21 protein-coding genes and 1 rRNA gene are annotated in these 22,477 nt (G+C 57.0%); 13 read left to right on the forward strand and 9 right to left on the reverse strand.

Annotated elements, in window-relative coordinates; translation table 11 throughout:
- The 3 genes from rrf to ACLH1U_RS12855 all read left to right on the forward strand — a co-directional run.
- Nucleotides 1-104 (forward strand): 5S ribosomal RNA (gene rrf, locus ACLH1U_RS12845); the annotation flags it as partial.
- 383 nt (nt 105-487) lie between these two features.
- Entirely contained in the window at nt 488-685 is a 198-nt protein-coding gene (locus ACLH1U_RS12850) for a DUF2574 family protein (RefSeq protein ID WP_085551445.1), read from the forward strand.
- A 322-nt stretch (nt 686-1,007) separates the two neighbouring features.
- Nucleotides 1,008-1,325 (forward strand): hypothetical protein, encoded by a 318-nt coding sequence (locus ACLH1U_RS12855; protein ID WP_004204117.1) that lies wholly within the window; start codon nt 1,008-1,010, stop codon nt 1,323-1,325.
- Between the two features lie 41 nt (nt 1,326-1,366).
- Here ACLH1U_RS12855 and ACLH1U_RS12860 read toward each other — a convergent pair whose 3' ends face one another.
- From ACLH1U_RS12860 to trpS, 4 genes are all read right to left on the reverse strand, one after another.
- On the reverse strand, nt 1,367-2,491 hold the full coding sequence (locus ACLH1U_RS12860) for an ABC transporter permease (RefSeq protein WP_072421087.1): 1,125 nt from the start codon (nt 2,489-2,491) through the stop codon (nt 1,367-1,369).
- Nucleotides 2,491-5,235 carry a ribosome-associated ATPase/putative transporter RbbA gene (rbbA, locus tag ACLH1U_RS12865; RefSeq protein ID WP_219804034.1) on the reverse strand — a complete coding sequence of 915 codons (2,745 nt, stop codon included), beginning with the start codon at nt 5,233-5,235 and terminating at the stop codon, nt 2,491-2,493. Before rbbA ends, ACLH1U_RS12860 begins: the two co-directional genes overlap by 1 nt.
- Entirely contained in the window at nt 5,232-6,299 is a 1,068-nt protein-coding gene (locus ACLH1U_RS12870; RefSeq protein WP_072422436.1) for an HlyD family secretion protein, read from the reverse strand. Before ACLH1U_RS12870 ends, rbbA begins: the two co-directional genes overlap by 4 nt.
- 305 nt (nt 6,300-6,604) lie before the next feature.
- Entirely contained in the window at nt 6,605-7,612 is a 1,008-nt protein-coding gene (gene trpS / locus ACLH1U_RS12875; RefSeq protein WP_411299285.1) for a tryptophan--tRNA ligase, read from the reverse strand.
- Between the two features lie 500 nt (nt 7,613-8,112).
- Between trpS and ACLH1U_RS12880 the strand changes: the two genes are divergently transcribed.
- From ACLH1U_RS12880 to ACLH1U_RS12895, 4 genes are read left to right on the forward strand one after another with little or no spacing between them, the layout of a single operon-like run.
- On the forward strand, nt 8,113-9,096 hold the full coding sequence (locus ACLH1U_RS12880) for an autoinducer 2 ABC transporter substrate-binding protein (protein ID WP_023291822.1): 984 nt from the start codon (nt 8,113-8,115) through the stop codon (nt 9,094-9,096).
- A gap of 50 nt (nt 9,097-9,146) precedes the next feature.
- Nucleotides 9,147-10,631 carry a sugar ABC transporter ATP-binding protein gene (locus tag ACLH1U_RS12885; protein ID WP_023291823.1) on the forward strand — a complete coding sequence of 495 codons (1,485 nt, stop codon included), beginning with the start codon at nt 9,147-9,149 and terminating at the stop codon, nt 10,629-10,631.
- A complete protein-coding gene (locus tag ACLH1U_RS12890; protein ID WP_023291824.1) occupies nt 10,624-11,595 on the forward strand; it encodes an ABC transporter permease in 972 nt (323 codons plus the stop codon). Before ACLH1U_RS12885 ends, ACLH1U_RS12890 begins: the two co-directional genes overlap by 8 nt.
- Nucleotides 11,592-12,548 (forward strand): ABC transporter permease, encoded by a 957-nt coding sequence (locus tag ACLH1U_RS12895; RefSeq protein WP_048296584.1) that lies wholly within the window; start codon nt 11,592-11,594, stop codon nt 12,546-12,548. The genes ACLH1U_RS12890 and ACLH1U_RS12895 overlap by 4 nt, the downstream gene beginning before the upstream one ends.
- 41 nt (nt 12,549-12,589) lie before the next feature.
- On the opposite strand, the gene ACLH1U_RS12900 is transcribed toward ACLH1U_RS12895, so the two are convergent.
- Nucleotides 12,590-13,372, reverse strand: coding sequence for an NAD(P)H-dependent oxidoreductase (locus tag ACLH1U_RS12900; protein ID WP_048336338.1), 783 nt, complete (start codon nt 13,370-13,372; stop codon nt 12,590-12,592).
- Between the two features lie 86 nt (nt 13,373-13,458).
- Here ACLH1U_RS12900 and ACLH1U_RS12905 point away from each other — a divergent pair, with 86 nt between their 5' ends.
- Together ACLH1U_RS12905 and fosA are read left to right on the forward strand one after the other, a co-directional pair.
- Nucleotides 13,459-14,367 (forward strand): LysR family transcriptional regulator, encoded by a 909-nt coding sequence (locus ACLH1U_RS12905; RefSeq protein WP_411299286.1) that lies wholly within the window; start codon nt 13,459-13,461, stop codon nt 14,365-14,367.
- Complete coding sequence (gene fosA / locus ACLH1U_RS12910; RefSeq protein ID WP_104467282.1) at nt 14,361-14,780, forward strand: FosA5 family fosfomycin resistance glutathione transferase; 420 nt, start codon at nt 14,361-14,363, stop codon at nt 14,778-14,780. Before ACLH1U_RS12905 ends, fosA begins: the two co-directional genes overlap by 7 nt.
- Nucleotides 14,781-14,790: 10 nt before the next feature.
- Here fosA and ACLH1U_RS12915 read toward each other — a convergent pair whose 3' ends face one another.
- Together ACLH1U_RS12915 and ACLH1U_RS12920 are read right to left on the reverse strand one after the other, a co-directional pair.
- On the reverse strand, nt 14,791-16,641 hold the full coding sequence (locus tag ACLH1U_RS12915) for a UvrD-helicase domain-containing protein (RefSeq protein WP_019724785.1): 1,851 nt from the start codon (nt 16,639-16,641) through the stop codon (nt 14,791-14,793).
- Between the two features lie 305 nt (nt 16,642-16,946).
- Complete coding sequence (locus tag ACLH1U_RS12920) at nt 16,947-18,359, reverse strand: PLP-dependent aminotransferase family protein (protein WP_023291829.1); 1,413 nt, start codon at nt 18,357-18,359, stop codon at nt 16,947-16,949.
- A gap of 176 nt (nt 18,360-18,535) precedes the next feature.
- On the opposite strand from ACLH1U_RS12920, the gene ACLH1U_RS12925 reads away from it, so the two are divergent.
- The 4 genes from ACLH1U_RS12925 (at nt 18,536) to ACLH1U_RS12940 (ending at nt 21,457) form a co-directional block, all read left to right on the forward strand.
- The gene (locus ACLH1U_RS12925) at nt 18,536-18,700 is read left to right on the forward strand and encodes a DUF1127 domain-containing protein (protein ID WP_023319656.1); all 165 of its coding nucleotides are present in this window, start codon (nt 18,536-18,538) and stop codon (nt 18,698-18,700) included.
- 164 nt (nt 18,701-18,864) lie between these two features.
- Nucleotides 18,865-19,329, forward strand: coding sequence for a MarR family winged helix-turn-helix transcriptional regulator (locus ACLH1U_RS12930; protein ID WP_023291830.1), 465 nt, complete (start codon nt 18,865-18,867; stop codon nt 19,327-19,329).
- A 6-nt stretch (nt 19,330-19,335) separates the two neighbouring features.
- Nucleotides 19,336-20,403 (forward strand): HlyD family secretion protein, encoded by a 1,068-nt coding sequence (locus ACLH1U_RS12935; protein WP_023291831.1) that lies wholly within the window; start codon nt 19,336-19,338, stop codon nt 20,401-20,403.
- Complete coding sequence (locus ACLH1U_RS12940; protein ID WP_411299287.1) at nt 20,393-21,457, forward strand: DUF2955 domain-containing protein; 1,065 nt, start codon at nt 20,393-20,395, stop codon at nt 21,455-21,457. The genes ACLH1U_RS12935 and ACLH1U_RS12940 overlap by 11 nt, the downstream gene beginning before the upstream one ends.
- Here the strand turns inward: ACLH1U_RS12940 and ACLH1U_RS12945 are convergent.
- Together ACLH1U_RS12945 and yjiL are read right to left on the reverse strand one after the other, a co-directional pair.
- Nucleotides 21,454-21,708 (reverse strand): DUF3343 domain-containing protein, encoded by a 255-nt coding sequence (locus ACLH1U_RS12945; protein WP_044525274.1) that lies wholly within the window; start codon nt 21,706-21,708, stop codon nt 21,454-21,456. The two genes, ACLH1U_RS12940 and ACLH1U_RS12945, sit on opposite strands and share 4 nt — an antisense overlap.
- Nucleotides 21,705-22,472, reverse strand: coding sequence for a putative 2-hydroxyacyl-CoA dehydratase activator YjiL (gene yjiL, locus ACLH1U_RS12950; protein WP_023291834.1), 768 nt, complete (start codon nt 22,470-22,472; stop codon nt 21,705-21,707). Before yjiL ends, ACLH1U_RS12945 begins: the two co-directional genes overlap by 4 nt.
- Nucleotides 22,473-22,477 lie beyond the last annotated feature (5 nt).

Here is a 22,477-nt window from a genome sequence, read left to right on the forward strand (position 1 = left end):
AGCGCGGTGGTCCCACCTGACCCCATGCCGAACTCAGAAGTGAAACGCCGTAGCGCCGATGGTAGTGTGGGGTCTCCCCATGTGAGAGTAGGGAACTGCCAGGCATCAAATAAAACGAAAGGCTCAGTCGAAAGACTGGGCCTTTTGTTTCGTCTGTTGTCTGTCGGTGAGCGCTCTCCGGAGGAGGACAAATCCGCCGGGAGCGGATTTGAACGTTGCGCAGCAACGGCCCGGAGGGTGGCGGGCAGGACGCCCGCCATAAACTGCCAGGCATCAAATAAAGCAGAAAGCCCGGTCGAAAGACCGGGCTTTTTTGCGTTTTTGTCCTCCGGCGAGGGTGCCGGCATGCTTCCCCCGGTGGCGCTGCGCTTACCGGGGCTACGGATCTGACATGGGGCTACGCCCCTGTGGCGCGGACAAGATATGCAGCACCGACTCAGGAAAAATATCGCCTGAAGTCCTGCTACTGCTTCGCTAATCCGCCAACCTGACGCTCTCCGGGCGGGTGGTGTCAGAAACCTGCAACACGGGTATGGTGAATAAACAATCTCTGCAACGCTGCGGGAAAAATACCTATCTTTTTGCCTCGCAAAATACTGAGAATTACGCGCGTGGTGTGGTCGCTCGTACCGTGAATTTATCCAATGATACGAGTCGAAAAATAATTATCAGTGGCTACGATTAAATATCTCTCTCTATTTCAGCGCTATTATCTTGTGCTCTGCGAAATAATAGCGCTGCTTCTTCTTTCGGAATATTAACGCGTTAGCGAAATTACGAAATTATTTCCGCCGCTGAGGACTTCACTCCCCATTTATTGCAACAATGGGTATGCATCTTGCCGGTTTTTGGGCTTGATCCGCTATATCATTAACACTTTGTTAACTTGATCTGGTTTATATGACAGCAAATTTGATATACAAAGAGGGATGATTGCCTGTATGGATGCTGTCCGACGTACCTTGCGTTATCTGCTCTGGTTATCGGCTGGCGATATGAGAATAGAAATGAAAATCCTGCTTAACTGGTCGCCATTGCGCCGGCTCTTCACTTACCTTCAGGAGCGCTTTACCTTTCTGGTGTTGCTCTGCTGGCCAGCGATAATCTGGCTGTTCTGCCGGGTCGGCGTGTGGCTGACGGATAACCTGTATGAACTGCTGGGGAAATCACCCGCCCAGTCCTTCACTGTCTATCTGCAGCCGTTTATGACCCCCGGCACGCTGCTGCGCATCTCCATCAGCTGGGTGGTGCTGCTGTTCATTCTCTTCAGCATGGCGATGGCCTTCACCTGGGGTCTTCGCCACTTTATGAATCGCCACAAATAAACCATTCGGGCCGCCGGGAGTCGACGGCCCTTCTTAAGCCCTTACGCCATCTGACCAATCGTTTTGCGAAAACGCAGCAGGGCGATAGTAAAGAACACCGCCCCGATAGCCAGCAAGGTTAAGAGCTGCGGCCAGACGATACTGAAGCTGGCGCCGCGGTAGAGAATCGCCTGCGCCAGACTGACGAAGTGGGTGGTCGGCATGGTCAACATGATATCCTGAACCAGCTGCGGCATACTTTCCCGCGGCGTGGAGCCGCCAGAGAGCATCTGTAGCGGCAGCAGCACCAGGATCATCAGCAGCCCCAGCTGCGGCATCGAGCGGGCGAGGGTGCCCATAAAAATGCCGATCGAGGTGGTGGCGAACAGGCTGAGCGCCACCCCCAGCATAAACAGTGGAATCGACCCCTCAATGGGCACCTGCAAAATCCCCTGAACCATCAGCAGCAGCGACAGCCCGGAGACCACCAATACCACAAGCCCCATCGACCAGATCTTGGCCATCATGATCTCAAACGGCGTAACCGGCATCACCAGCAGATGCTCGATGGTACCGTGCTCGCGCTCGCGGATCAGCGCCGAACCGGTGAGGACAATAGCCAGCATGGTGATGTTGTTGATGATCGCCATCACCGCGCCAAAGCGCTCCTGTTCCAGGTTAGGGTTAAAGCGCATTCTTACCGCCAGCTCTACCGGCAGCACGCTGTTCTCCCGGTAGCGGGCAATGAAGCCGTTTACTTCGCCGTTAATAATATTCTGGATATAGCCGTTGCCGGTAAAGGCCTGGCTCATGCGCGTGGCGTCGACGTTGACCTGCACTTCCGGCTGGCGGCCGGCCAGCACATCGCGCTGGAAATTTGGCGGAATATTGATGGCGAAAGTGTAGCGCCCGGCATCCAGGCCGGCGTCCATCTCATCGGCGGTGATCAGCTCCGGTTCGAGAAACCAGGGGCGGTAGAAAGCGTTAATGATGCGTGAAGAGAGCTGCGACTTATCCATATCGGCAACCGCAATCGGCGCCAGGTGCAGCGAGCCGGGCATCACCGTAGCTGAGGAGTACACCGACACGGTAAAAGCAAACACGATCAGCGCCAGCATCGCTTTATCACCCAGCAGGCTGCGCAGCTCTTTGACGCCGAGGTTATAAATATTACGTAATCCGCGCATCACCCCTCCTGTTTCTTCAGCAGCAACACGCTCAGCCCGAGCACCAGCGGCACCGCAATCAGTAGGGGAATAAAGGAGCCCCACAAATCGCTGAGATTCAGCGCCTTGGAGAAGGTGCCGCGGGCGATAGTCAGGAAGTGGCTGGTCGGGTAGATTTGTCCAATCCAGCGCCCGGGGCCTTCCAGCGACGCCACCGGATCGATCATCCCGGAGAACTGGGTCGCCGGGATGAGCGTAATGATGGCGGTGCCGAAGATGGCGGCGATTTGGCTCTTCATAAAGGTTGAGATCAGCAGTCCCAGTCCGGTGGCGATGGTGACATAGAGCAGCGCCGCCAGGCTCAGCGTCAGGAAGCTGCCCTTATGTGATACGCCAAAGACGAAGACCGACAGCGCGCACAGCAAAAAGAAGTTAAACATTCCCAGTACGATGTAAGGCACCTGCTTGCCGAGCAGGAATTCGCTGCGGGTGGTCGGCGTCACGTACAGGTTGATGATCGACCCGAGCTCCTTCTCGCGTACCACGCTCAGGGCGCTGAGCATCGCCGGGATCATCATCAGCAGCAGCGGGATCACCGCCGGGACGATGGCCGGCAGGCTCTTCACGTCCGGATTATAGCGATAGCGGGTCTCAATGGAGATGAGAGAGGTAGCGCGCTGCGGACTGCTCTGCCGGGCGGCCATCTCCTGCAGCCAGGCCAGATGCATGGCCTGCACGTAGCCGCGTACCGTTTCCGCGCGGTTTGGCATTGCGCCATCCACCCAGACACCGATTTGCACCGGCGTGCCGCGGGCGATATCGCGGCCAAAGTTCGGCGGGATCTCTATCGCCACCGCCAGCTCGCCGTCGCGCATCCGCCGGTCGAGCTCATCGTAACTGCGCAGCGGCGCCTGTTCGATAAAGTAGCGTGAGCCAGCGATATTCTGCGACCAGCCCTGACTGCTGAGGGTTTGATCGCGGTCGAGTACCGCAAAGCGCAGATCCTCGACGTCCATGCTGATCCCATAGCCCATGATAAACATCAGGATCACCGTTCCCAGCAGCGCCAGCGTCGAGCGCACCGGATCGCGGCGCAGTTCCAGCGCTTCGCGGCGGCTGTAGCTGAACAGCCGTTGCAGACTGAAGGCCTGGCGCGGGGCCGCGCGTTCTGGATGGGATGCTGCAGCTGGCGCAGGTTCCTCAGGAGCTGCGGCGGTTGGCTGCGCCTCCTGGAGCCAGGCGATAAACGCCTCTTCGAGGCTGGCGGCACCGCGCTGCTCGACCAGCGCCTGCGGCGTATCGCTGGCCAGCACCTTGCCGGCGTGCATCAGCGAGATGCGGTCGCAGCGTTCTGCCTCATTCATAAAGTGGGTGGAAATAAAAATGGTCACTCGATCCTGACGCGCGAGGTCGACCATCAGCTGCCAGAACATATCCCGTGCCACCGGATCGACCCCGGAGGTGGGTTCGTCGAGGATCAGCATTTCCGGGCGATGGATGACCGCCACCGCCAGCGACAGACGCTGACGGATGCCCAGCGGCAGGGCGGTGGGCAGGGCGTCTTCCACTTCGCTGAGCATGAAGCGCTCGCTCATTTCCGCCACCCGCCCGGGGATCTCGCCGTCCGGAATATGAAACAGGCGGGCGTGCAATTCGAGGTTTTGCCGGACGGTCAGTTCGCTATAGAGCGAGAAAGCCTGCGACATATAGCCCACCCGCTGGCGGGTAGCGATATCTTTCGGGTCGACCGGCTGGCCGAACAGCCAGGCTTCGCCTTCGCTGGCGGGCAGCAGGCCGGTGAGCATCTTCATGGTGGTGGATTTGCCGCAGCCGTTGGAGCCGAGGAAGCCGAAGATTTCACCGCGGGCGATGCGGAAGTTAACGTGGTCGACGGCGACGAAGTCGCCAAAGCGCATGGTCAGCCCACGGGCTTCGATGGCGATCTCTTCCTCGCGGTCGTCGCGCGGCGGGATTACCACTGCCTTATGCGCCTGGCGCTGCGCTTCCGGCAGCAGGGCGATAAACGCCTGCTCCAGCGTCTGACTGCCGGTCTGCGCTTTCAGCTCCGCAGCGGTACCGGTCGCCAGCACCTCGCCGGCGTTCATCGCCACCAGCCAGTCAAAGCGCTCAGCCTCTTCCATGTAGGCGGTAGCCACCAGTACGCTCATCTCCGGCTGGCGCTGACGAATGCTGTCGATAAGCTCCCAGAACTGCGCCCGGGAAAGCGGGTCGACGCCGGTGGTGGGTTCATCGAGGATCAGCAGCTGCGGGTCGTGGATAAGGGCGCAACAGAGCCCCAGCTTTTGCTTCATCCCGCCGGAGAGCTTACCCGCCGGGCGATCGCGAAACGGCGCCAGCCCGGTGCTCTGCAGCAGCTCGTTGATACGAGATTCGCGTTCGGCTTTATCGTGGCCAAACAGGCGGGCGAAGAAGTCGACGTTTTCATACACCGAAAGGGTGTGATAGAGGTTTTTCCCCAGCCCCTGCGGCATCCAGGCAATCTTCGGGCACACCTCGCGGCGGTGATGAACGTCGCGCATATCCCCGCCGAGCACCATCACGTTACCCTGCTCAATGGCCCGCGCCCCGGCGATGAGAGAGAGCAGGCTCGATTTGCCGACGCCGTCCGGGCCAATCAGGCCGACCATGCGCCGCGCCGGGATCGCCAGACTGATATCCCGCAGCGCCACGGTGATGCCGAAGCGCTGGCCAACGTTGTCCAGCCGGGCGACGGGAGGCGAAGTATCCTGTGGCGTCAGTATCATTGCGGCAACCTCACCGTCAGGGCTTCAGGCCAGGACTGCTGGTTATCCAGCCGCACGTAAGCCATGCCGGGCAGACCGGTTTTGACATACTCCAGGTGCTGCGCCAGCAGCTCCGGCGGGATACGCGCTTTGACGCGGAACATCAGTTTGAGACGCTCGTCGCGGGTCTCCACCGTTTTCGGCGTGAACTGGGCGACGCTGGCGACAAAGCTGATATTGGCCGGGATCACCAGATCCGGAGCGGCATCGAGGATCAAGCGCGCTTCGCTGCCGAGCGCCAGCAGACCTGCCTGTTCGGTGGGCAGAAAGAAAGTCATATAGACGTCGGCGAGATCGACCATATTCAGCACCCGACCACCGGCGGCCAGCACTTCGCCGGGCTCGGCGACGCGATACTGAATACGGCCGTCGCGGGGCGCCTTCAGCTCGCTATCGTCAATATCGGCCAGGATCCGCCGCTCGGTCGCCTGGGCGGCTTCGACGCGGGTTTGCGCCTGAATAATGCTGGTGCGGGCGGCTTCGATGGCGGCGCGGGCGGCAGAGACCTGGGCTTTCGCCGACTCCAGCGCCGCGCGAGCGCTCTCCGCCGCGGCGCGATCGTCATCCAGCTGCTGAGCGGAGACGGCGCCGCGCTGGGAGAGTGTGTGCGAGCGGACGTGACGTTTCGCCGTGGAGTCGAGCTCCGCCTGACGCTGCTTCACTACCGCTTCGCTGGCGCGCATTTCACTTTGCCGCTGATCGAGCAAGGCTCTGGCGGCCAGGACCGTGCTTTCCGCTTCCTTGATTTGCGCGGCGGCTTCAAGACGCTGCTCGTTCAGTACACGGGTATCCATTCTCGCCAGCACCTCTCCCTGGTGCACGAACTGACCCTCTTTGACCAGAATGGTGTCGATACGCCCGGCGATTTTGCTGGCAATATCCACCTCGGTGGCTTCGATTCGTCCGTTGCTACTGGCAAAACCCTCCGGGAGGCCCGGCGGGCGCAGCAGCCACCATGCTGCGGCGGCGAGTACCACCAGTAAGCCGACAAAATACCCTGTCCAACGTTTCTTTATTTTGTCCATACGCGACTCGCTTGATTCCCTGTGCGAAGTGATACGCGTGTCTTCTCCGGCGGGCGGAGCGTCCTCCTTGCGAAGGACGAATGAGTGGGGAAGGGCCGCTGACGCAGCGCTCTACCGCGTCGATGCGCAGCCGAACGCTGTACTACTTATGTGGTCATCATCAGCGATCCAGGCCTTAATGAAACACGCATAGTGAGAGCTACCGTTAACGCGATAGTAACATTCGCGGCGGTGTTGTCCACATGAAAGGCAGGGTCTTGTCGACGCGTTAACAAAATATCCACTACCGGAAACCTTTCATCACCTCAGAACAGGACTGGCAGCCCCAGACCTCGTTTCACCTCATGCAGCGTCTGCTGCGTCAACTGGTGGGCGCGCTCGCTGCCCTGACGCAACAATTCCAGCAGCATCCCTTTATCCTGAATAAAGGTGGCCCGCCGTTCGCGGATCGGCGCCAGGAGCGCCTGCAGGCAGGTTTCCAGTTCATTTTTACACTGGCGATCGCCCAGCCCGCCGCGCTGATAGTGGGCTTTCATCTCAGCCACCAGTGCCTTATCGCTATGGAAAGCGTCGAGATAGGTGAACACCACGTTGCTGTCGACATGCCCCGGATCGCTGACTCTCAGGTGCGTCGGGTCGGTATACATCGCGCTGACCGCGCGGTGGATCTCCTCTTCACTGGCCGATAACGTCAGCGTATTGCCCAGCGATTTCGACATTTTGGCGTTGCCGTCGACGCCCGGCAGGCGGCTCACTTCGCTGAGTAGCGCCTTGCAGTGGCGCAGCACTGGCGCGCCGGTCAGGCTATTCATCTTGTGGACGATCTCGTTGGTCTGCTCAATCATCGGTAGCTGATCGTCGCCCACTGGCACCAGTTCGGCTTTGAAGGCGGTGATATCGGCCGCCTGGCTAATCGGATAGGCGAGAAAGCCCACCGGCAGCGAACGGGCGAATCCCTTCTGGGCAATCTCATTTTTGACCGTCGGATTACGTTCCACGCGGGCGACGGTGACGATATTCATATACAGCGCGCTGAGCTCCGCCAGCGCGGGCAGGGCGGACTGCAGGCAGAGCGTGGTGAGCCTGGGGTCAATGCCGACGGCCAGATAATCGGCCATCACTTCGAGAATATGATGGCTGATTTTTTGCGGGTTGCTGCCGTTGTCAGTGAGCCCTTGCAGGTCGGCGATCAGGATAAACTGCTGGTGGTCGTGCTGCAGCGCGACGCGCTGGCGCAGCGAGCCGACGTAGTGGCCAAGATGTAGCTGGCCGGTGGGGCGGTCGCCAGTGAGGATGGTTTGCGGATGGTTCATCAGGGACTCCTTATCAGACTGTTCAGCCGAAAGACGTCCTGAAAACACCAAAGCCGCCTTCCGGCGGCTTTGAAAATGGAAACGTGTATCGTGCCGCCTGTTATGCAGGCAGCCACCAACGGCGGGGATAGGTTACGATCGCGTTTCTGTTCATCTTTTTATCGTGCCACGGAATAGGCCAAGAGCGCAATCAAAAACCATATGATTTTTCTGGTATTATTTTTTTGTTGTTTTGCGGTAAATGACCAGACGGGAAAATAGGCTTTCTCATAGACCTGATAATTATTATGGAACAATAAAGTATGTTGCAGGCTTTTTGTGAAAAAGCTCACGTCACAGGATTATAGTATTATTATCCATATTTATAGCTGGATATTACCTGTCTGCTGTTACAGCTTGTGTTTATTCTCTTCTAAATTATTAACATTATTACTATTTATATCTTTTTTCCATTTTGCGTCATACCCCTGTCTGACTACAACGTATTGAGGCTAATTATTATGCATAAACGTCTGGTCGTTAATATTTTTTCATCCTTGCTGTTGGGGGCTGCGCTTATTTCCGCGCCGGTATATGCGGCGGAAAAAACGGTAGTCAATATTTCAAAAGTAGATGGCATGCCATGGTTTAACCGGATGGGTGAAGGGGTAGTCCAGGCTGGGAAAGAGTTTAACCTCAACGCCTCTCAGGTTGGGCCGTCCAGCACCGACGCGCCGCAGCAGGTGAAAATTATTGAGGACCTGATTGCACGTAAAGTGGATGCCATCACTATCGTGCCTAACGATGCCAACGTGCTGGAGCCGGTATTCAAAAAAGCCCGTGACGCCGGCATCGTCGTGCTGACCAACGAATCGCCCGGGCAGCCGAGCGCCAACTGGGATGTGGAGATCATCGATAACGAGAAGTTCGCCGCTGAATATGTGGAGCATATGGCCAAGCGGATGGGTGGCAAAGGCGGCTACGTTATCTATGTAGGTAGTCTTACGGTACCGCAGCACAACCTGTGGGCCGATCTGCTGGTGAAATACCAAAAAGAGCATTATCCGGACATGCATGAAGTCACCCGCCGCATGCCGGTAGCGGAAAGTGTTGATGATTCCCGCCGTACCACGCTCGATCTAATGAAAACTTACCCGGATTTGAAAGCGGTGGTCTCTTTTGGTTCGAATGGTCCGATTGGCGCGGGGCGCGCGGTGAAAGAGAAGCGTGCGAAAAACAAAGTTGCGGTCTACGGGATGATGATCCCATCGCAGGCGGCCTCCCTCATTAAGAGTGGTGATATTACAGAAGGCATTACCTACGATCCGGCGACAGCCGGCTATGCCCTCGCGGCCGTCGCCAGCACCCTGCTGAACGGCAAATCCATTGAGCCAGGATTTGAACTGAAAGAGCTCGGTAAAGCGGATGTCGATAGCGACAAGCATATTATCCGCTTCCATAAAGTGCTGCTGGTAAATAAAGACAATATTGATTCGCTCTACTAATCCATCTTCCGGGGCGCCTGGCGCCCCGGCTTAACCTGCCAGGGGATGCTATGGAACCTTTCCTTTCCCTTCGTCACGTCAGCAAAACCTTCCACGCCAACCGCGCGCTCAATGATATCAGCATCGATTTTATGCCCGGGGAAGTGCACTGCCTGGCCGGGCAGAACGGTTGCGGGAAGTCGACGTTGATCAAAATTATCTCCGGCGTCTATCGCCCGGATGAGGGCGCGGCGATGGAGCTGGGCGGCAAGACGTGGCCCAGACTGACGCCTGCGGCCTCTGTCGCCCATGGGATCCAGGTGATTTATCAGGATCTGTCGCTGTTTCCCAATCTCAGCGTGTGGGAGAACATTGCCATCAACCACTATCACCGCGGCGTGCTGGTAAAGCGCAGCGAACTGCGGCGCAGTGCGGAGCAGGCGATGCGGAGTATTAACGTCTCGCTGCCGCTTGATGCCACCGTTGAGTCGCTCTCCATCGCCCGCTGCCAGCTGGTGGCGATCTGCCGCGCGCTGGCGCAGGACGCCCGGCTTATCATTATGGATGAACCCACGGCCTCATTGACCCATCAGGAAGTGGAGGGACTACTGAATGTCGTGCGCCAGCTACGTGAGAGGGGGATCTGCATCGTCTTCGTTAGCCACCGTCTGGAAGAGGTCATGGCCGTATCGGATCGCATCAGCGTGCTGAAGGATGGCAATCTGGTCGGCACCTTACCGGCAGCAGAGGTGACTACTCGGCGACTCGGTTTTCTGATGACGGGCCAGGAGTTTGATTATCAGGTGCGCGACCTGTGGCAAGGGAAGGGCAGCACGCCGGTACTGGAAGTGCGCAATCTCAGCCGCAAGGGGGAATATCACAACGTCTCTCTGAAGGTCGAAGCCGGAGAAGTGGTGTCGATAGTCGGCCTGCTGGGTGCGGGGCGAACAGAGTTGTGCCTGAGCCTTTTCGGCATGACCCGCCCCGACAGCGGCGAGATCCTGATAAATGGCCAACCGGTGCGGTTGCGTAGCAATCAGGACGCTATCCGCCACGGTATCGGCTATGTCTCTGAGGACCGTATGTCACGCGGCCTGGTGATGAGTCAGTCGATTGAAAATAACATCATCAGCACGGTGTTTCATAAAGTGAAAGGCACTTGCGGACTATTGAGTGACAGTAAAGCTCAGCAACTGGTCACGAGAATGGTCAACGCGTTGACCATTAAAGCGCCGGATACGCATTTGCCGGTGAATACCCTCTCCGGCGGCAATGCCCAACGCGTCTCTATCGCCAAATGGCTGGCGATCGCCCCTAAGCTGCTGATCCTTGATAGCCCGACGGTGGGGGTGGATATCGCAAACAAAGCCGGGATCTATCATATCATCAGCGATTTGGCTGCCCATGGCATCGCCGTGCTGATGATTTGTGACGAGATCGAAGAGGCGTGGTACCAGAGTCATCGCATCCTGGTGATGAAGCAGGGCGAATTGACGCATAGCTTCCTGCCGGACAGCAGTAACCAACAGCAGATAGCGGAGGTGGTTAATGGCTAATCTGTTGAAACAACATGAATTCTGGTTAGGTATGTTTATTATCGCGCTGTGCCTGATGCTGGGCTGGCGCAGTGAGGAATTTTTCACTTTCGGTAATATTTACGACCTCGCTAATAACTACGCGATGCTGACTATCCTCGCCTGTGGCCTGTTCGTGGTGCTGATCGCCGGCGGGATTGATATCTCCTTCCCGGCCATGACCATTATCGCCCAGTACGGCATGGTGGTGATGCTGCAAAAAGTGGGCGGCAACTTCGCGGTGGCCTTTGTGCTTGCCGGCGGTATCGGCGTGCTACTGGGGCTGGTTAACGCGCTGTTGGTCAATCGTCTGCGGGTCCCCTCGATCATTATCACCATTTCCACGCTCAATATTTTCTACGGTTTACTGCTGTGGTTAAGCAAAGGTGTCTGGCTCTATGACTTCCCCCCGTGGTTTGAAAAGGGGGTCATGCTGTTCAAATACACCGATGCCGATGGTTACGATTACGGCCTGGGGCTGCCGCTGCTGACGATGATAGCGGTGGTGTTGTTGACCGCGTTTATCATGAATTTCACCACCGTTGGCCGCAAGATCTATGCCATGGGCGGCAACCGGGAATCCGCCAGCCGCGTCGGCTTCAGTGTGCTCCGCCTGCAGTTGTTCGTTTATGGCTATATGGGGTTGATGTCGGGGGCCGCAGGTGTCGTGCAGGCATGGACAGTGATGACTGTCGCGCCGGATTCATTGCTGGGCTATGAGCTGACGGTGCTGGCCGCGGTGGTGCTGGGCGGTACCAGCCTGATTGGCGGGCGCGGAACCCTCACCGGTACGCTGCTGGGGGTGATTTTACTGGCGGTGATGCAGAACGGCCTGAACCTGCTGGGGGTCTCCTCCTACTGGCAGACCCTGATTACCGGGGCGATCATCGTCGTCAGTATCAGCGTAACGGCCTGGAGCCAGCATCAGAACCGGAGCTTGTTATGAAAAAATCATGGCGCAATAACGTTGAGTTTTACCTGATCGGCCTGCTGCTGCTGACGGTTATCGCTTTTAGCATTGCCATGCCAAACATCTTCTGGTCTGTCACTAATTTCCAGTCGATTGCCTCGCAAATGCCGGTGTTGGGGATCCTGGCGCTGGCGATGGCAATGACCATGCTTTGCGGCGGCATTAATCTGTCAATTATCGCGACCGCCAATGCCTGCTCGCTGGTGATGGCCTGGGTAGCGACAAGCTATCCACCGGGTGCCGCCACTGCGCTGGCGACGCTGCTGGCCGGCGGAGGGGCGGCGATGATCATTGGCCTGTGCAACGGGATACTGATCGCCGGGATCCGTGTTTCGCCGATCCTGGCGACCCTCGGTATGATGACCCTGCTCAAAGGGATAAATATTTTGATCACCGGCGGCAGCGCCATCGCTAACTATCCTCAGTGGGTACTGTGGCTGAATCATGCCCAGTGGTTTGGTATTCCGCTACCAATGTGGCTTTTTGCGGTGGTGGCGATCGGGCTGTGGGTGCTGCTGGAGAAAAGCCCGCTGGGTCGGGCGATCATGTTGATCGGATCCAACGAGCGGGCGACACATTATTCCGGGATCAATACCCGACGGGTGTTGATGTGGGTATATGTCATCTCGGCCCTGCTCTGCGCTGTGGCCGCGTTTCTGATGATGTCGAAGCTGAACTCAGCCAAAGCGTCTTATGGAGAATCGTATCTGTTGGTGTCGATCCTCGCGGCGGTGCTTGGCGGCGTGAATCCGGATGGCGGCAGCGGGCGCATCGTCGGGATGGTGCTAGCGCTGTTCCTGCTGCAGATCATTGAGAGTGGGTTCAATATCCTCGGTATCAGCCCCTATCTGACGATGGCGCTGTGGGGGGGATTGCTGCTGTGCTTTATCCAGGCGCGAGGCATGCTGGGGCTGGAGAGAGTCGGATAAACTACCCATCCTCGGTGGCGAAGACGGGCAGCGTTTGTCTGCTACTCGCTACGCAAATGCACCGCCAGGCCGCTTTGCCCCGGCGCCAGCTCCGGGCGAAGCGTCAGCGATGGGATCAGATAGTCGCCATGATTTTGCCGGCGAAATGGAATGGGCTCCGTTTGCCACAGGGTGTCCAGCCGCCCGGCCAGGGTGGCGCACTGGTCGGCGAACTGCGCGGCATCGGTTTTGTCCGTGCGGTAGAACACCAGCGGCGGAAGCACCTCGAAGCCGGGATAGAACAGCATACCGTGCTGAATGGGGAACAGGATGTCGTCGATGGGGCCATTGATCCCGCGCGGTGAATAGTGTTCCGCCCAGCCGCCGGCGGTGACGATCAGCATTGCCCGCTTGCCGACGAAGGTGCCTTCCCCATAGCGATCGCCCCAGTGGCGGTCGCTATGCTCGCCGACGCCATAGGCAAAACCCCAGGCGTATACCCGATCGATCCAGCCTTTCATGATCGCCGGCATCGAGAACCACCACAGCGGGAACTGAAAAATCACCGTATCGGCCCACAGCAGCTTTTCCTGCTCGGCTGCGATATCCGCGCTTTGAGTTCCTTGCGAAAAGGCCTGTTTTGAATCAAGGGTAGGACGCCAGAACTCGCCGACCGGCGGCGCGCCGCTGTCGTCGGCGTCATACCCGGCCTTCCAGCGCATGGCGTAGAGATCGGACACCTGGACTTCATGACCGGCCTGCTGCAGATGACGGATGGCGAAATCTTTGAGTCCGCCATTGAGGGAGCGCGGTTCCGGATGGGCGTAAATCAGCAGTACTTTCATAACATCACCTCTGAAGTGGGAAGATCTGCAGAGTAGGAAAGCTGGCGCTATAGTAGAAATTAATTACTTCAATCCCAGGTATAGCTGTGATTAATTTACATCGTCTGGATCTCAATCTGCTGCGCACGCTCGACGTGCTGCTCAGTGAAAACAACGTCACCCGGGCGGCGCAGCGGCTGAATCTGTCGCAGCCGTCGGTGAGTATTCAGCTCGCCAGGTTACGGGAGATATTTGCCGACCCGCTGCTGATGCCGGGCCCGCGCGGCATGCAGCCCACCGCCCGCGCCGATGAGCTTCGCCAGCCGCTGCGCGCCGCGTTAGCCGCGCTGGAGCAGGCGGTGGCGCCGGTCAGCCCTTTTGATCCGGCGACGGCGGCGGAGACCTGGCGGGTGGCGGCGACGGACTATATGGCCTCGGCGATCCTCCTGCCGATGCTGGGCAGGCTACGCCTGGCCTCTCCCGGCAGTCGGCTGGCGGTATTTGAGCTCCAGCCGGCGCGTCTGGAGCAGCAGGCGGCCAGCGATGAAGTGGATCTCTGCTTCCATACCCGCGAGGGCGCGCCGCCGGGGCTGCATCAACGCCTGCTGTTTCGCGAGCGCTACGTGCTGGCGGGCCGGGCCGGGCATCCGGCGCTGCGGCAAGGGTTGAGTCTGGAAACGTTCTGTCAGCTGGAGCAAGCGATCGTCTCCCCGGACGGGGGCGGCTTCAGCGCGGCGACCGATACCGCGCTGGCGAACCTTGGCCTGACGCGGCGGGTTGTCCTCTCCGTGCCACATTTCCTGTTTATGCTGGAGACTCTGCGCAACAGCGATTTGGTGGCGATGCTGCCGGAGCGGCTGGTGCGCGGGCAGAGCGGGCTGGCGGTCGTTGAGCCGCCGCTGGCGGTCGCCGGCTTTGAGATGCTGATGCTGTGGCACGAGCGCTGGCACCGCGACCCGGCGCATCAATGGCTGCGCCAGTTCATTGTGAATTCACTGGAGGAACAGACATGCTGAGCGGACTGAATCACCTGACCCTGGCGGTCAGCCAGCTGGCGCCGAGCGTGGCGTTTTATCAGCAGCTGCTGGGTATGACGCTGCACGCCCGCTGGGAGAGCGGCGCCTATCTCTCCTGCGGCGATCTGTGGCTATGCCTGTCGCTGGATCCGCAGCGGCGCATCACCCCGCCGGAGGAGAGCGACTACACCCATTATGCGTTTAGCATTAGCGAGGCGGATTTCGCCTGCTTCGCCGCTCGCCTTGAGGTTGCCGGCGTGGCGGTGTGGAAGCTGAACCGCAGCGAAGGCGCCTCGCACTACTTCCTCGACCCCGACGGCCATAAGCTGGAGCTGCACGTCGGCAACCTCGCCCAGCGTCTGGCCGCCTGCCGCGAACAGCCGTATAAGGGGATGGTGTTTTTTGATGAGTGACAGGGGGCTACTATGCATTGTTATAGATTTGATTATAAGTTGAGGTTAAATGTCTGCTGAGCACATTTTTTTGATGTAAAGTCACAAGCAAATTATTGGTTGCCCGAGTGAAACCAACATATAGTCGCTTGATCTCGTCGCTGAGATCATCGCTATTACCCATTATGTTTGAACTATCTATCACTGCGACTGAATGAAACTCGAGACCTTTGCTACTAGGCAAAGGTATAATAGACAAAAAATCGCTTTGTGGTGAGTAGCGTTTTTTATCTTCCGAGCTTGCTATAAAGTAGTGCGGGATTTTTGAATCCCTTAACTCTTTTACTAATATTGCAGAAAGATGTGCGGTCGAGGGACATAATATAGCCATGTCATTCCAGCTAACACCAGTATGATGTTGTTGCTTTAGCCATTTAATTATATGGATGATTTCTTGTTGGTGGTTATCAAAAACAAGCATGTTTGGAACCTGGCCTTGAAGTCCACCAGCATCTGGTTTATGATATTTAAAGTTATCCTCAATATGATCATTTAAATAATCAAATGCAATGCTGGTAGCAAAGTGGAGAATCTGCTGTGTATTTCGATAATTGATGTCAAGAATAGTTGTACGCCCTTGAGCTTTGATACCAACGCTGGAAAGCGTAAAATCAAGTGAGCTTTTTTTCTGATAAATTGATTGCGCATCGTCATATAGAAATAATAGATAGTTAGTTTCGCTATCAACCATTCCAGAAAGTATTTTTAGCCAATCCTGTTTAAAATCATGCCCCTCATCAATTAATACCGCACTATATTGTTCTGCTGCTATTGTTTTATTTTGAAAACCAGTAATAACAGCTTGCTCAAGGTTTTCTATAAAATTTTGCTTTGAGTTAGGGAGAATATTTTTAATTTTTGCTTGCTTATAACACCATGCATGGAAGTTGGTAATTTCAACCGGAACCGTAAGTTGATGGCTTTTTATTAGAGATTTTAATTTTTGGGCCAGCATTATATTATAACACACGACAAGAATAGGTTTCTTTAAATTATTATCTTTCGCCAGGTGTAGGCAACGATAAAGGAGAATTAAGGTTTTACCTGAGCCGGCGACGCCGTGAATTATCCGATGCCCCTCACCAAGGCTTCTGGCGAGTAATTCTTGCTGAGTATCCATTATTTTTATAATATTCGGCGTTCGGAGTACAGATATTGGTTTGGCAGAACTCTCTGGTTTATCGAGAGCGTGGGTGATGCGAATTTCAGGGTATAAATGCCAACGTATACGATCTACTTGCTTATTACTTATCTCTTTAGAAAATGTATGTTTGACCAAAGAAAATAGGCGTAATGATATTTCTTCAGATGACATAAACTCGGTGATTTCATCTTTACAAATCACGATATCAGAAGGAAAAATATCACTATTGGAAAAGTATTTATCTAACTGCTTACGTGTAATATTACTGAGGTAGACTCCATGACCGTAGGGGGCGCAAAATTGTCCTTTATATTTTTCGTTGTCCTGAAGAAGTTGTGGGTCCCGCTTTAGATAGTTAATTGCGCCGTAAGAATATTGTCTGACCTGTTCTATGGGATGGGTTAGAGAAATGTCACCATCTGATGTTTCATATATCACATGTGTTTTATTAGCGGATTTTATTTTTGAAATATACCAGTCCTTCACTTCAATAAAAAGCAGCCCTCGCTGAGGATCCAGAATGATGAAATCAGGATGTGTTTGTTTTTCGCCAGTAGGAATGTCATACCAACAAGTACAATCGCTACTCAGATTGCTTTCAAAAATTCTCGCAAGACGCTTTTCTCCGGCAGTAATCTTGTTACCGCAGCTTCCGATGGTTGGGATGATCGTTGCCATTTTGCTCTCAGCTAACTGTATGACTACGCTTATACTTTAAAAGTTAATAGTCATGCTTTTTAACGGCATTACTTAAAATGCCACCATGTATTTGTGAATGGGCCAATATATATTGGTATTTATGGTTTTGCACCACAAAAATTGTTATTCAATAATAATGAAATATTGTTTATATGAATTGTTTTGTTTTTCGTATTTGTAAGAGTGATTTTAGAATGTTTAAAGAGCGTATATCTTGCCCGGAGGCGGCGCTTACCGCGCCTTTTCCGGGTTACCGGCTCGCAGATTGTGGGAATGCCGCAGCTTCACTCCATCGCCACCTTCACCGCTTCTCCCAGCTTCACCATCACCGCTTTATGTTTCTCGGTCGGCGGCAGGGCGCAGTTGATCCTGACGCAGTTGCGATACTTGCCCGCCGCGGAAAACAGCGAGCCCGGCGCGACCTGGATCTTCAGCCGGCACAGCTGTTTGGCGACACAGACCATATCCACCTGCTCCGGCAGCTCCACCCACAGCATAAAACCCCCCTTCGGCCGGGTGACGCAGATCCCGCAGGGGAAAAATTCCCGCAGCCAGCAGGTATAGATCTCCATATTGCGCTGATAGATCTGCCGCATCCGCCGCACGTGACGGTGGTAGTGGCCTTCGCGAATAAAGTTACAGGCCGCCAGCTGAGTGGAGGGGACGTTGGTGCCGCTGGCGGCGTACTTCATCTGTAGCAGCTTGTCGTAGTAGCGACCGGGGGCGATCCAGCCGATGCGCAGGCCGGGGGCGATGGTTTTGGTAAAGGAGCTGCAGAGCATCACCCGGCCGTCGATATCCCAGGAGTGAATGGTGCGCGGGCGCGGGTACTCGGTGGCCAGCTCGCCGTAGATATCATCCTCGAAAATAACGATATCGTGGCGCTGGGCCAGGTTCAGCACTGCGCGCTTGCGAGCGTCCGGCATGATAAAGCCCAGCGGGTTGTTGCAGTTCGGCACCAGGATCACCCCTTTGATCGGCCACTGATCCAGCGCCAGCTCCAGGGCCTCGATGCTGATCCCGGTTTCCGGATCGGTGGGGATCTCAATCGTCTTTAATCCCAGTCCGCGCAGCATCTGCATGGTGCCGTAGTAGCAGGGGGATTCCACGGCGATGATGTCCCCTGGCTGGCACACCGACAGCAGGGCCAGCGACAGCGCGCTGTGGCAGCCGCTGGTGAGCACCAGATCGTCGGCAGTCACCACCGATCCGCCGTCGAGCATCAGGCGGGCGATCTGCTCCCGTAGCTCACGGCGCCCGGCCAGTTCGTCATAGTTCAACACCTCAGTGAGGTTGTGCTGGATCGCCCGGCTCAGTTCGCGCCAGATGGGCTTCAGGCTTGGCTGCGTCACGTCCGGCGAGCCGCCGCCGAAGGGGATGATCGTTTTATCGTAGCGGGCGTCGAGCATGGTCAGCACCTGATCCCACTGGGTGATCTCCACCGGGCGCTGCACCGGGCGCGACATCGGCGGCACCGGCGGCTGGGCTTTGCGGGGGGCGACGAAATAGCCCGATCGCGGCTGCGGTACGATCATCTGCTGCTGCTCTAGCAGCTGATAGGCCTGCTGGACGGTGCTGATGCTGACGCCGTGCTCCTGGCTCAGGCTGCGCACCGACGGCAGCTTTTCGCCGTGGCGATACAGGCCCTGTTCAATGCGTTCGGCCAGCAGCGTCGCGAGATGTTGATAGCGGGTCATGTGTATCCTTAATTGCCGCCATACAGATGGAATAACCAGTACAGATGGCCGTAAAAAGTGGGGTCTGCTGTACGTTTTAGCTAATCTGTATGTTAAAGAAAAGTGTTTTGTGAATCTGTATTCCTCACCCCCAAATCCGTGAAGATAAAGCCTCTGGCAAGGTGAGGAGGTAGAGGATGGAATTTCACGAGAACAGGGCAAGACAGCCATTTATCGGTTTCGTACTGCTGGTGCGGTTTGTCAAAAAATGGTGGCTTCAGGAGCAAACGCGCAGAGCTTTGCAGAAAATGAGCGACGAACAGCTGAAAGATATCGGCCTGCGTCGGGATCAGATCAATTAAAAAGTGCGGTTTTTTTCAGACATCATTTCTTCTTTGCCCCGGTAAGCGCTGGCGACGCCGGGGAAACATTCACGAAATTTATCAATTGATGCGACGCGACCTTCCGTTTCTTGATACTTACCCTGATAAGTATTATTTTCTTCTCAACAATGAGAGGAAAAGCTGTGACTGAAGACGAACTGTTTGCCCGCCGCCCGCTGGGGATGCGGATGGCCATGGTGGTGCGCCAGTGGCGCGCGATTATTGACTCCGCTATCACCGATACGGGACTCACCCAGTCCAGCTGGACGGTGCTGATGCAGCTGCATCAGCTGGGAGACAACGTCTCGGTCAGCGAACTGGCGGAGGTGCAGGGGATTGAACTGCCGCCGCTGACGCGCACCCTCTCATTACTGGAAAAGCAGGGCTATCTGTTGCGTTCCACATCGCCATATGACAAACGCATTCGCCTGCTGACGCTGACCGCCGAGGGGCGGGCTATTCTGGAAAAACTGAGCCGCGTGATCGAGACCTATCAGGAGCGCGTAACCCAGACCATCCCGGAGGCCGACCTCGCCACCTTCAGCGCCACGTTAAATCAAATCGCCTGCCGTTTGCGGACTATCCGCGAAGAAGATAACAAGATCTAACACACTATGATGACGCCTGAACAAAAATTTGCCCGCTGGGTACGGGTGAGTATTGCCGCTTTTCTGGGAATATTCGCCTGGTTTATCGTTGCCGATATCTGGATCCCGCTGACGCCGGACTCCACCGTCATGCGCGTGGTGACCCCGGTTTCGTCGCGGGTCTCCGGCTATGTCTCGCACGTCTACGTGCATAACAATAGCCAGGTAAAAAAGGGCGACCTGCTGTATGAGCTCGACCCAACGCCATTCATTAATAAAGTTGAAGCGGCACAGATCGCCCTTGAACAGGCGAAGCTGAGCAACCAGCAGCTGGACGCGCAAATCGCCGCCGCCCGCGCCAACCTGCGCACCGCGCAGTACACCGCCCGTAACGATAAGGTCACGCTCGATCGCTATCAGCGCCTGAGCACCATGCAGAACGTCTCGCAGTCCGATCTCGACAAGGTGCGGACCACCTGGCAGACCAGCGAGCAGTCGGTCTCGGCGCTGAACGCGCAGATCCAGAACCTGCTGATCCAGCGCGGCGAGCGCGACGATAAGCGCAACGTCACCCTGCAGAAATACCGCAACGCGCTGGAGGAGGCGCAGCTGAACCTGGCCTGGACCAAAGTGCGTGCGGAAACTGACGGCATGGTCAGCAACCTGCAGCTTAACCCTGGGATCTACGCCACCGCGGCGACGGCCGTGCTGGCGCTGGTCAACAACAATACCGATATCGTCGCTGACTTCCGTGAGAAGAGCCTGCGCCACACCGCTGTAAACACCGATGCGGCGGTGGTCTTTGACGCCCTGCCGGGGGAAGTCTTCCCGGCGCATGTCACCAGCAGCGATGCCGGGATTCTGGCGGGGCAGGAGGCGGTTAACGGTCAGCTGTCGCAGCCGGAACAGTCCACCCGCTGGGTGCGCGACGCCCAGCGAATGCGCATTCACGTCGCGCTGGATCAGCCGCTGGAGAAACCGCTGCCGACCGGCGCCCGCGCCACGGTGCAGCTGTACAATAGCGAGGGACCTTTCGCCCGCACCTTCGCCGGCCTGCAGATCCATCTGGTGAGCTGGTTGCACTATGTCTATTAATACCCTGGCGCACGTCTTTACCCCGCACGACAATATCGTCTACACGGCGAATGATTTTCGCCAGACGGTGCGTATCGCCGTGGCCGGGACCATTGCCCTCAGCATCTCCACCTTCTACGACGTGCAGTACGGCGTATTTTTTGTGGTTTATCCGCTGATGCTGATGTCGCTGGTGCCGGTGTTCAACCGCCATGTCGCCCGCCAGTTTGTATTCAGCGCGGCGGTGAACTGCGTCGAAATGGTATTGATCGTTGGCTATCTGTCGCAGTGGCCGGTGATCATGACGCTGGTGGTGTTCGCCCTGTACGTGATGCGTTTTCGCTTTATGAGCCAGGGGCCGCTGTTTCTGCTGGGGTCGATGGGGGTGGTGTGTCAGAGCACGATGCTCAACTTTATGAGCTACCCGACCAGCAACTGGCACACCCTGATGTTCTCCAACATGGAAGCGTGCGTGCTGGCGGTGGCGCTAAGCGCGCTGCTGCATTACCTGATCCCGGACGTCGAGCCGCGCAAGCCGCCGCCGCGCCTTGAAAAAGACGCCGCCCGCATCCGCCACGAGTCGCTGCTCTCCGGCACGGTGGCGACGATCATCTTCGTGGTGTTTCAGATCTGCGATCTCAGCGACTCGCTGTCAGCGCTGATGGCCGGGATCCTGATCCTGTTCCCGATGCACTATCGCGGGGCAGTGATCAGCTCGATCTGGCGCGTGGCGGGGGTGGTGCTGGCCTGTCTCTATATTCTGGTGGTGCAGTTGATTATCTATGACTTCAGCAACCACATGGTCCTGATGATGCCGCTGATTGGCCTCGGGCTGGCCTTCAGCGCCCGTCTGCACGTGATGGAGAAAGTGGGCGCCGGGGTGGGCTTCGCCAGCATCACCACCATCGGCATTATGTTTGGCCAGAATCTGCATCCCTATCAGGATCTGGTATTCAGCGATCTGTACCGCATCACCTCGGTGACGGTCTCGCTGGTGGTGACGCTGACCCTGGTCTTTCTGATGCACCGCCTGCTGAACTGCTTCGCGGCGACGCGCTTTGTGGTAAGCGATTAACCTGCCGATGGGAAGGTGGCGAGACAGCGCCACGCTTCCCCGTCCTGCTGATACAACGCCGCCGTCAGCTCCGGCAGGATCCAGCTTCGCGCATCGGCTTCCGTCCCTTCCAGCAGGATGCACAGCCCGCAGCCGCTGCGCAGCTGGCGGGGAATATCTTTGACCTCGAAGGTCATTCCCGCCGCCTGCAGGGCTTTGCGCGTGCGCACCACTCCCACCGTGGAATGAAATAAAAACAGAAAGGTTGTCATCCGCGCCTCCGCTGACGCTGGCCGATCAGCGCCGCGCCGATCGCCCCGGCATACTGGGCGTCGGGATGGGTTGTCACCGCCATGCCGACATGGCTTTCCAGCATGCGGGCAAAGGCGGCGCAGTGGCTGACGCCGCCGGTAAACAGCAGCGGTCCCTGCGCCGATAAGCGGCCGATAAAGTTCGCGCTGCGCCGGGCCATGGCGTTAATCACCCCCGCCAGAATCGCCTCCGGCGCGACCCCGGCCGACCGCAGGCTGATGACTTCCGATTCGGCGAATACCGTACACATGCTGGTGATGGCGTGCGGTTCCACGCCGTCGGTAATGACGTCCAGCTGTTCGACGCTGGCGCCGAGGGTTCGTGAAATGACCTCCAGAAAACGGCCGGTACCGGCGGCGCATTTGTCATTCATCAGAAAGTCGCTGAGGTTGCCCCCGGCATCCAGCTGGATAACCTTGCTGTCCTGGCCGCCGATATCAATCACCGTGCGGGTGTCCGGCGCCAGCAGGCGGGCGCCGAGGCCATGACAGGAAATCTCCGTCACCTGTTTATCGGCAAAATCCACCAGCTGGCGGCCATAGCCGGTGAGGGTTAAAAAGGGCGTTTCCGCGAGGCCAGCGCGCAGCGTCTCCCAGGCCTCATGGATGGCGTCGGCAGGGCGAAAGGGGGTCGGGCAGAGGAAACGACGCGTAATCACCCCGTCCGCCAGCAGGATGCCTTTCGTGGCGGTGGAGCCGGAATCAATACCAACCGTGTAGATCACGCGTG

This window comes from Klebsiella sp. 1SOBk5mer (genome assembly GCF_046603115.1).
Lineage (GTDB): Bacteria > Pseudomonadota > Gammaproteobacteria > Enterobacterales > Enterobacteriaceae > Klebsiella > Klebsiella quasipneumoniae.

Coding starts and splice junctions, on each gene's coding strand:
- ACLH1U_RS12855 (WP_004204117.1), top strand. CDS start 1,008: ATGAAAATCCTGCTTAACTGGTCGCCATTGCGCCGGCTCTTCACTTAC.
- ACLH1U_RS12860 (WP_072421087.1), bottom strand. CDS start 2,491: ATGCGCGGATTACGTAATATTTATAACCTCGGCGTCAAAGAGCTGCGC.
- rbbA (WP_219804034.1), bottom strand. CDS start 5,235: ATGATACTGACGCCACAGGATACTTCGCCTCCCGTCGCCCGGCTGGAC.
- ACLH1U_RS12870 (WP_072422436.1), bottom strand. CDS start 6,299: ATGGACAAAATAAAGAAACGTTGGACAGGGTATTTTGTCGGCTTACTG.
- trpS (WP_411299285.1), bottom strand. CDS start 7,612: ATGAACCATCCGCAAACCATCCTCACTGGCGACCGCCCCACCGGCCAG.
- ACLH1U_RS12880 (WP_023291822.1), top strand. CDS start 8,113: ATGCATAAACGTCTGGTCGTTAATATTTTTTCATCCTTGCTGTTGGGG.
- ACLH1U_RS12885 (WP_023291823.1), top strand. CDS start 9,147: ATGGAACCTTTCCTTTCCCTTCGTCACGTCAGCAAAACCTTCCACGCC.
- ACLH1U_RS12890 (WP_023291824.1), top strand. CDS start 10,624: ATGGCTAATCTGTTGAAACAACATGAATTCTGGTTAGGTATGTTTATT.
- ACLH1U_RS12895 (WP_048296584.1), top strand. CDS start 11,592: ATGAAAAAATCATGGCGCAATAACGTTGAGTTTTACCTGATCGGCCTG.
- ACLH1U_RS12900 (WP_048336338.1), bottom strand. CDS start 13,372: ATGAAAGTACTGCTGATTTACGCCCATCCGGAACCGCGCTCCCTCAAT.
- fosA (WP_104467282.1), top strand. CDS start 14,361: ATGCTGAGCGGACTGAATCACCTGACCCTGGCGGTCAGCCAGCTGGCG.
- ACLH1U_RS12915 (WP_019724785.1), bottom strand. CDS start 16,641: ATGGCAACGATCATCCCAACCATCGGAAGCTGCGGTAACAAGATTACT.
- ACLH1U_RS12920 (WP_023291829.1), bottom strand. CDS start 18,359: ATGACCCGCTATCAACATCTCGCGACGCTGCTGGCCGAACGCATTGAA.
- ACLH1U_RS12925 (WP_023319656.1), top strand. CDS start 18,536: ATGGAATTTCACGAGAACAGGGCAAGACAGCCATTTATCGGTTTCGTA.
- ACLH1U_RS12935 (WP_023291831.1), top strand. CDS start 19,336: ATGATGACGCCTGAACAAAAATTTGCCCGCTGGGTACGGGTGAGTATT.
- ACLH1U_RS12940 (WP_411299287.1), top strand. CDS start 20,393: ATGTCTATTAATACCCTGGCGCACGTCTTTACCCCGCACGACAATATC.
- ACLH1U_RS12945 (WP_044525274.1), bottom strand. CDS start 21,708: ATGACAACCTTTCTGTTTTTATTTCATTCCACGGTGGGAGTGGTGCGC.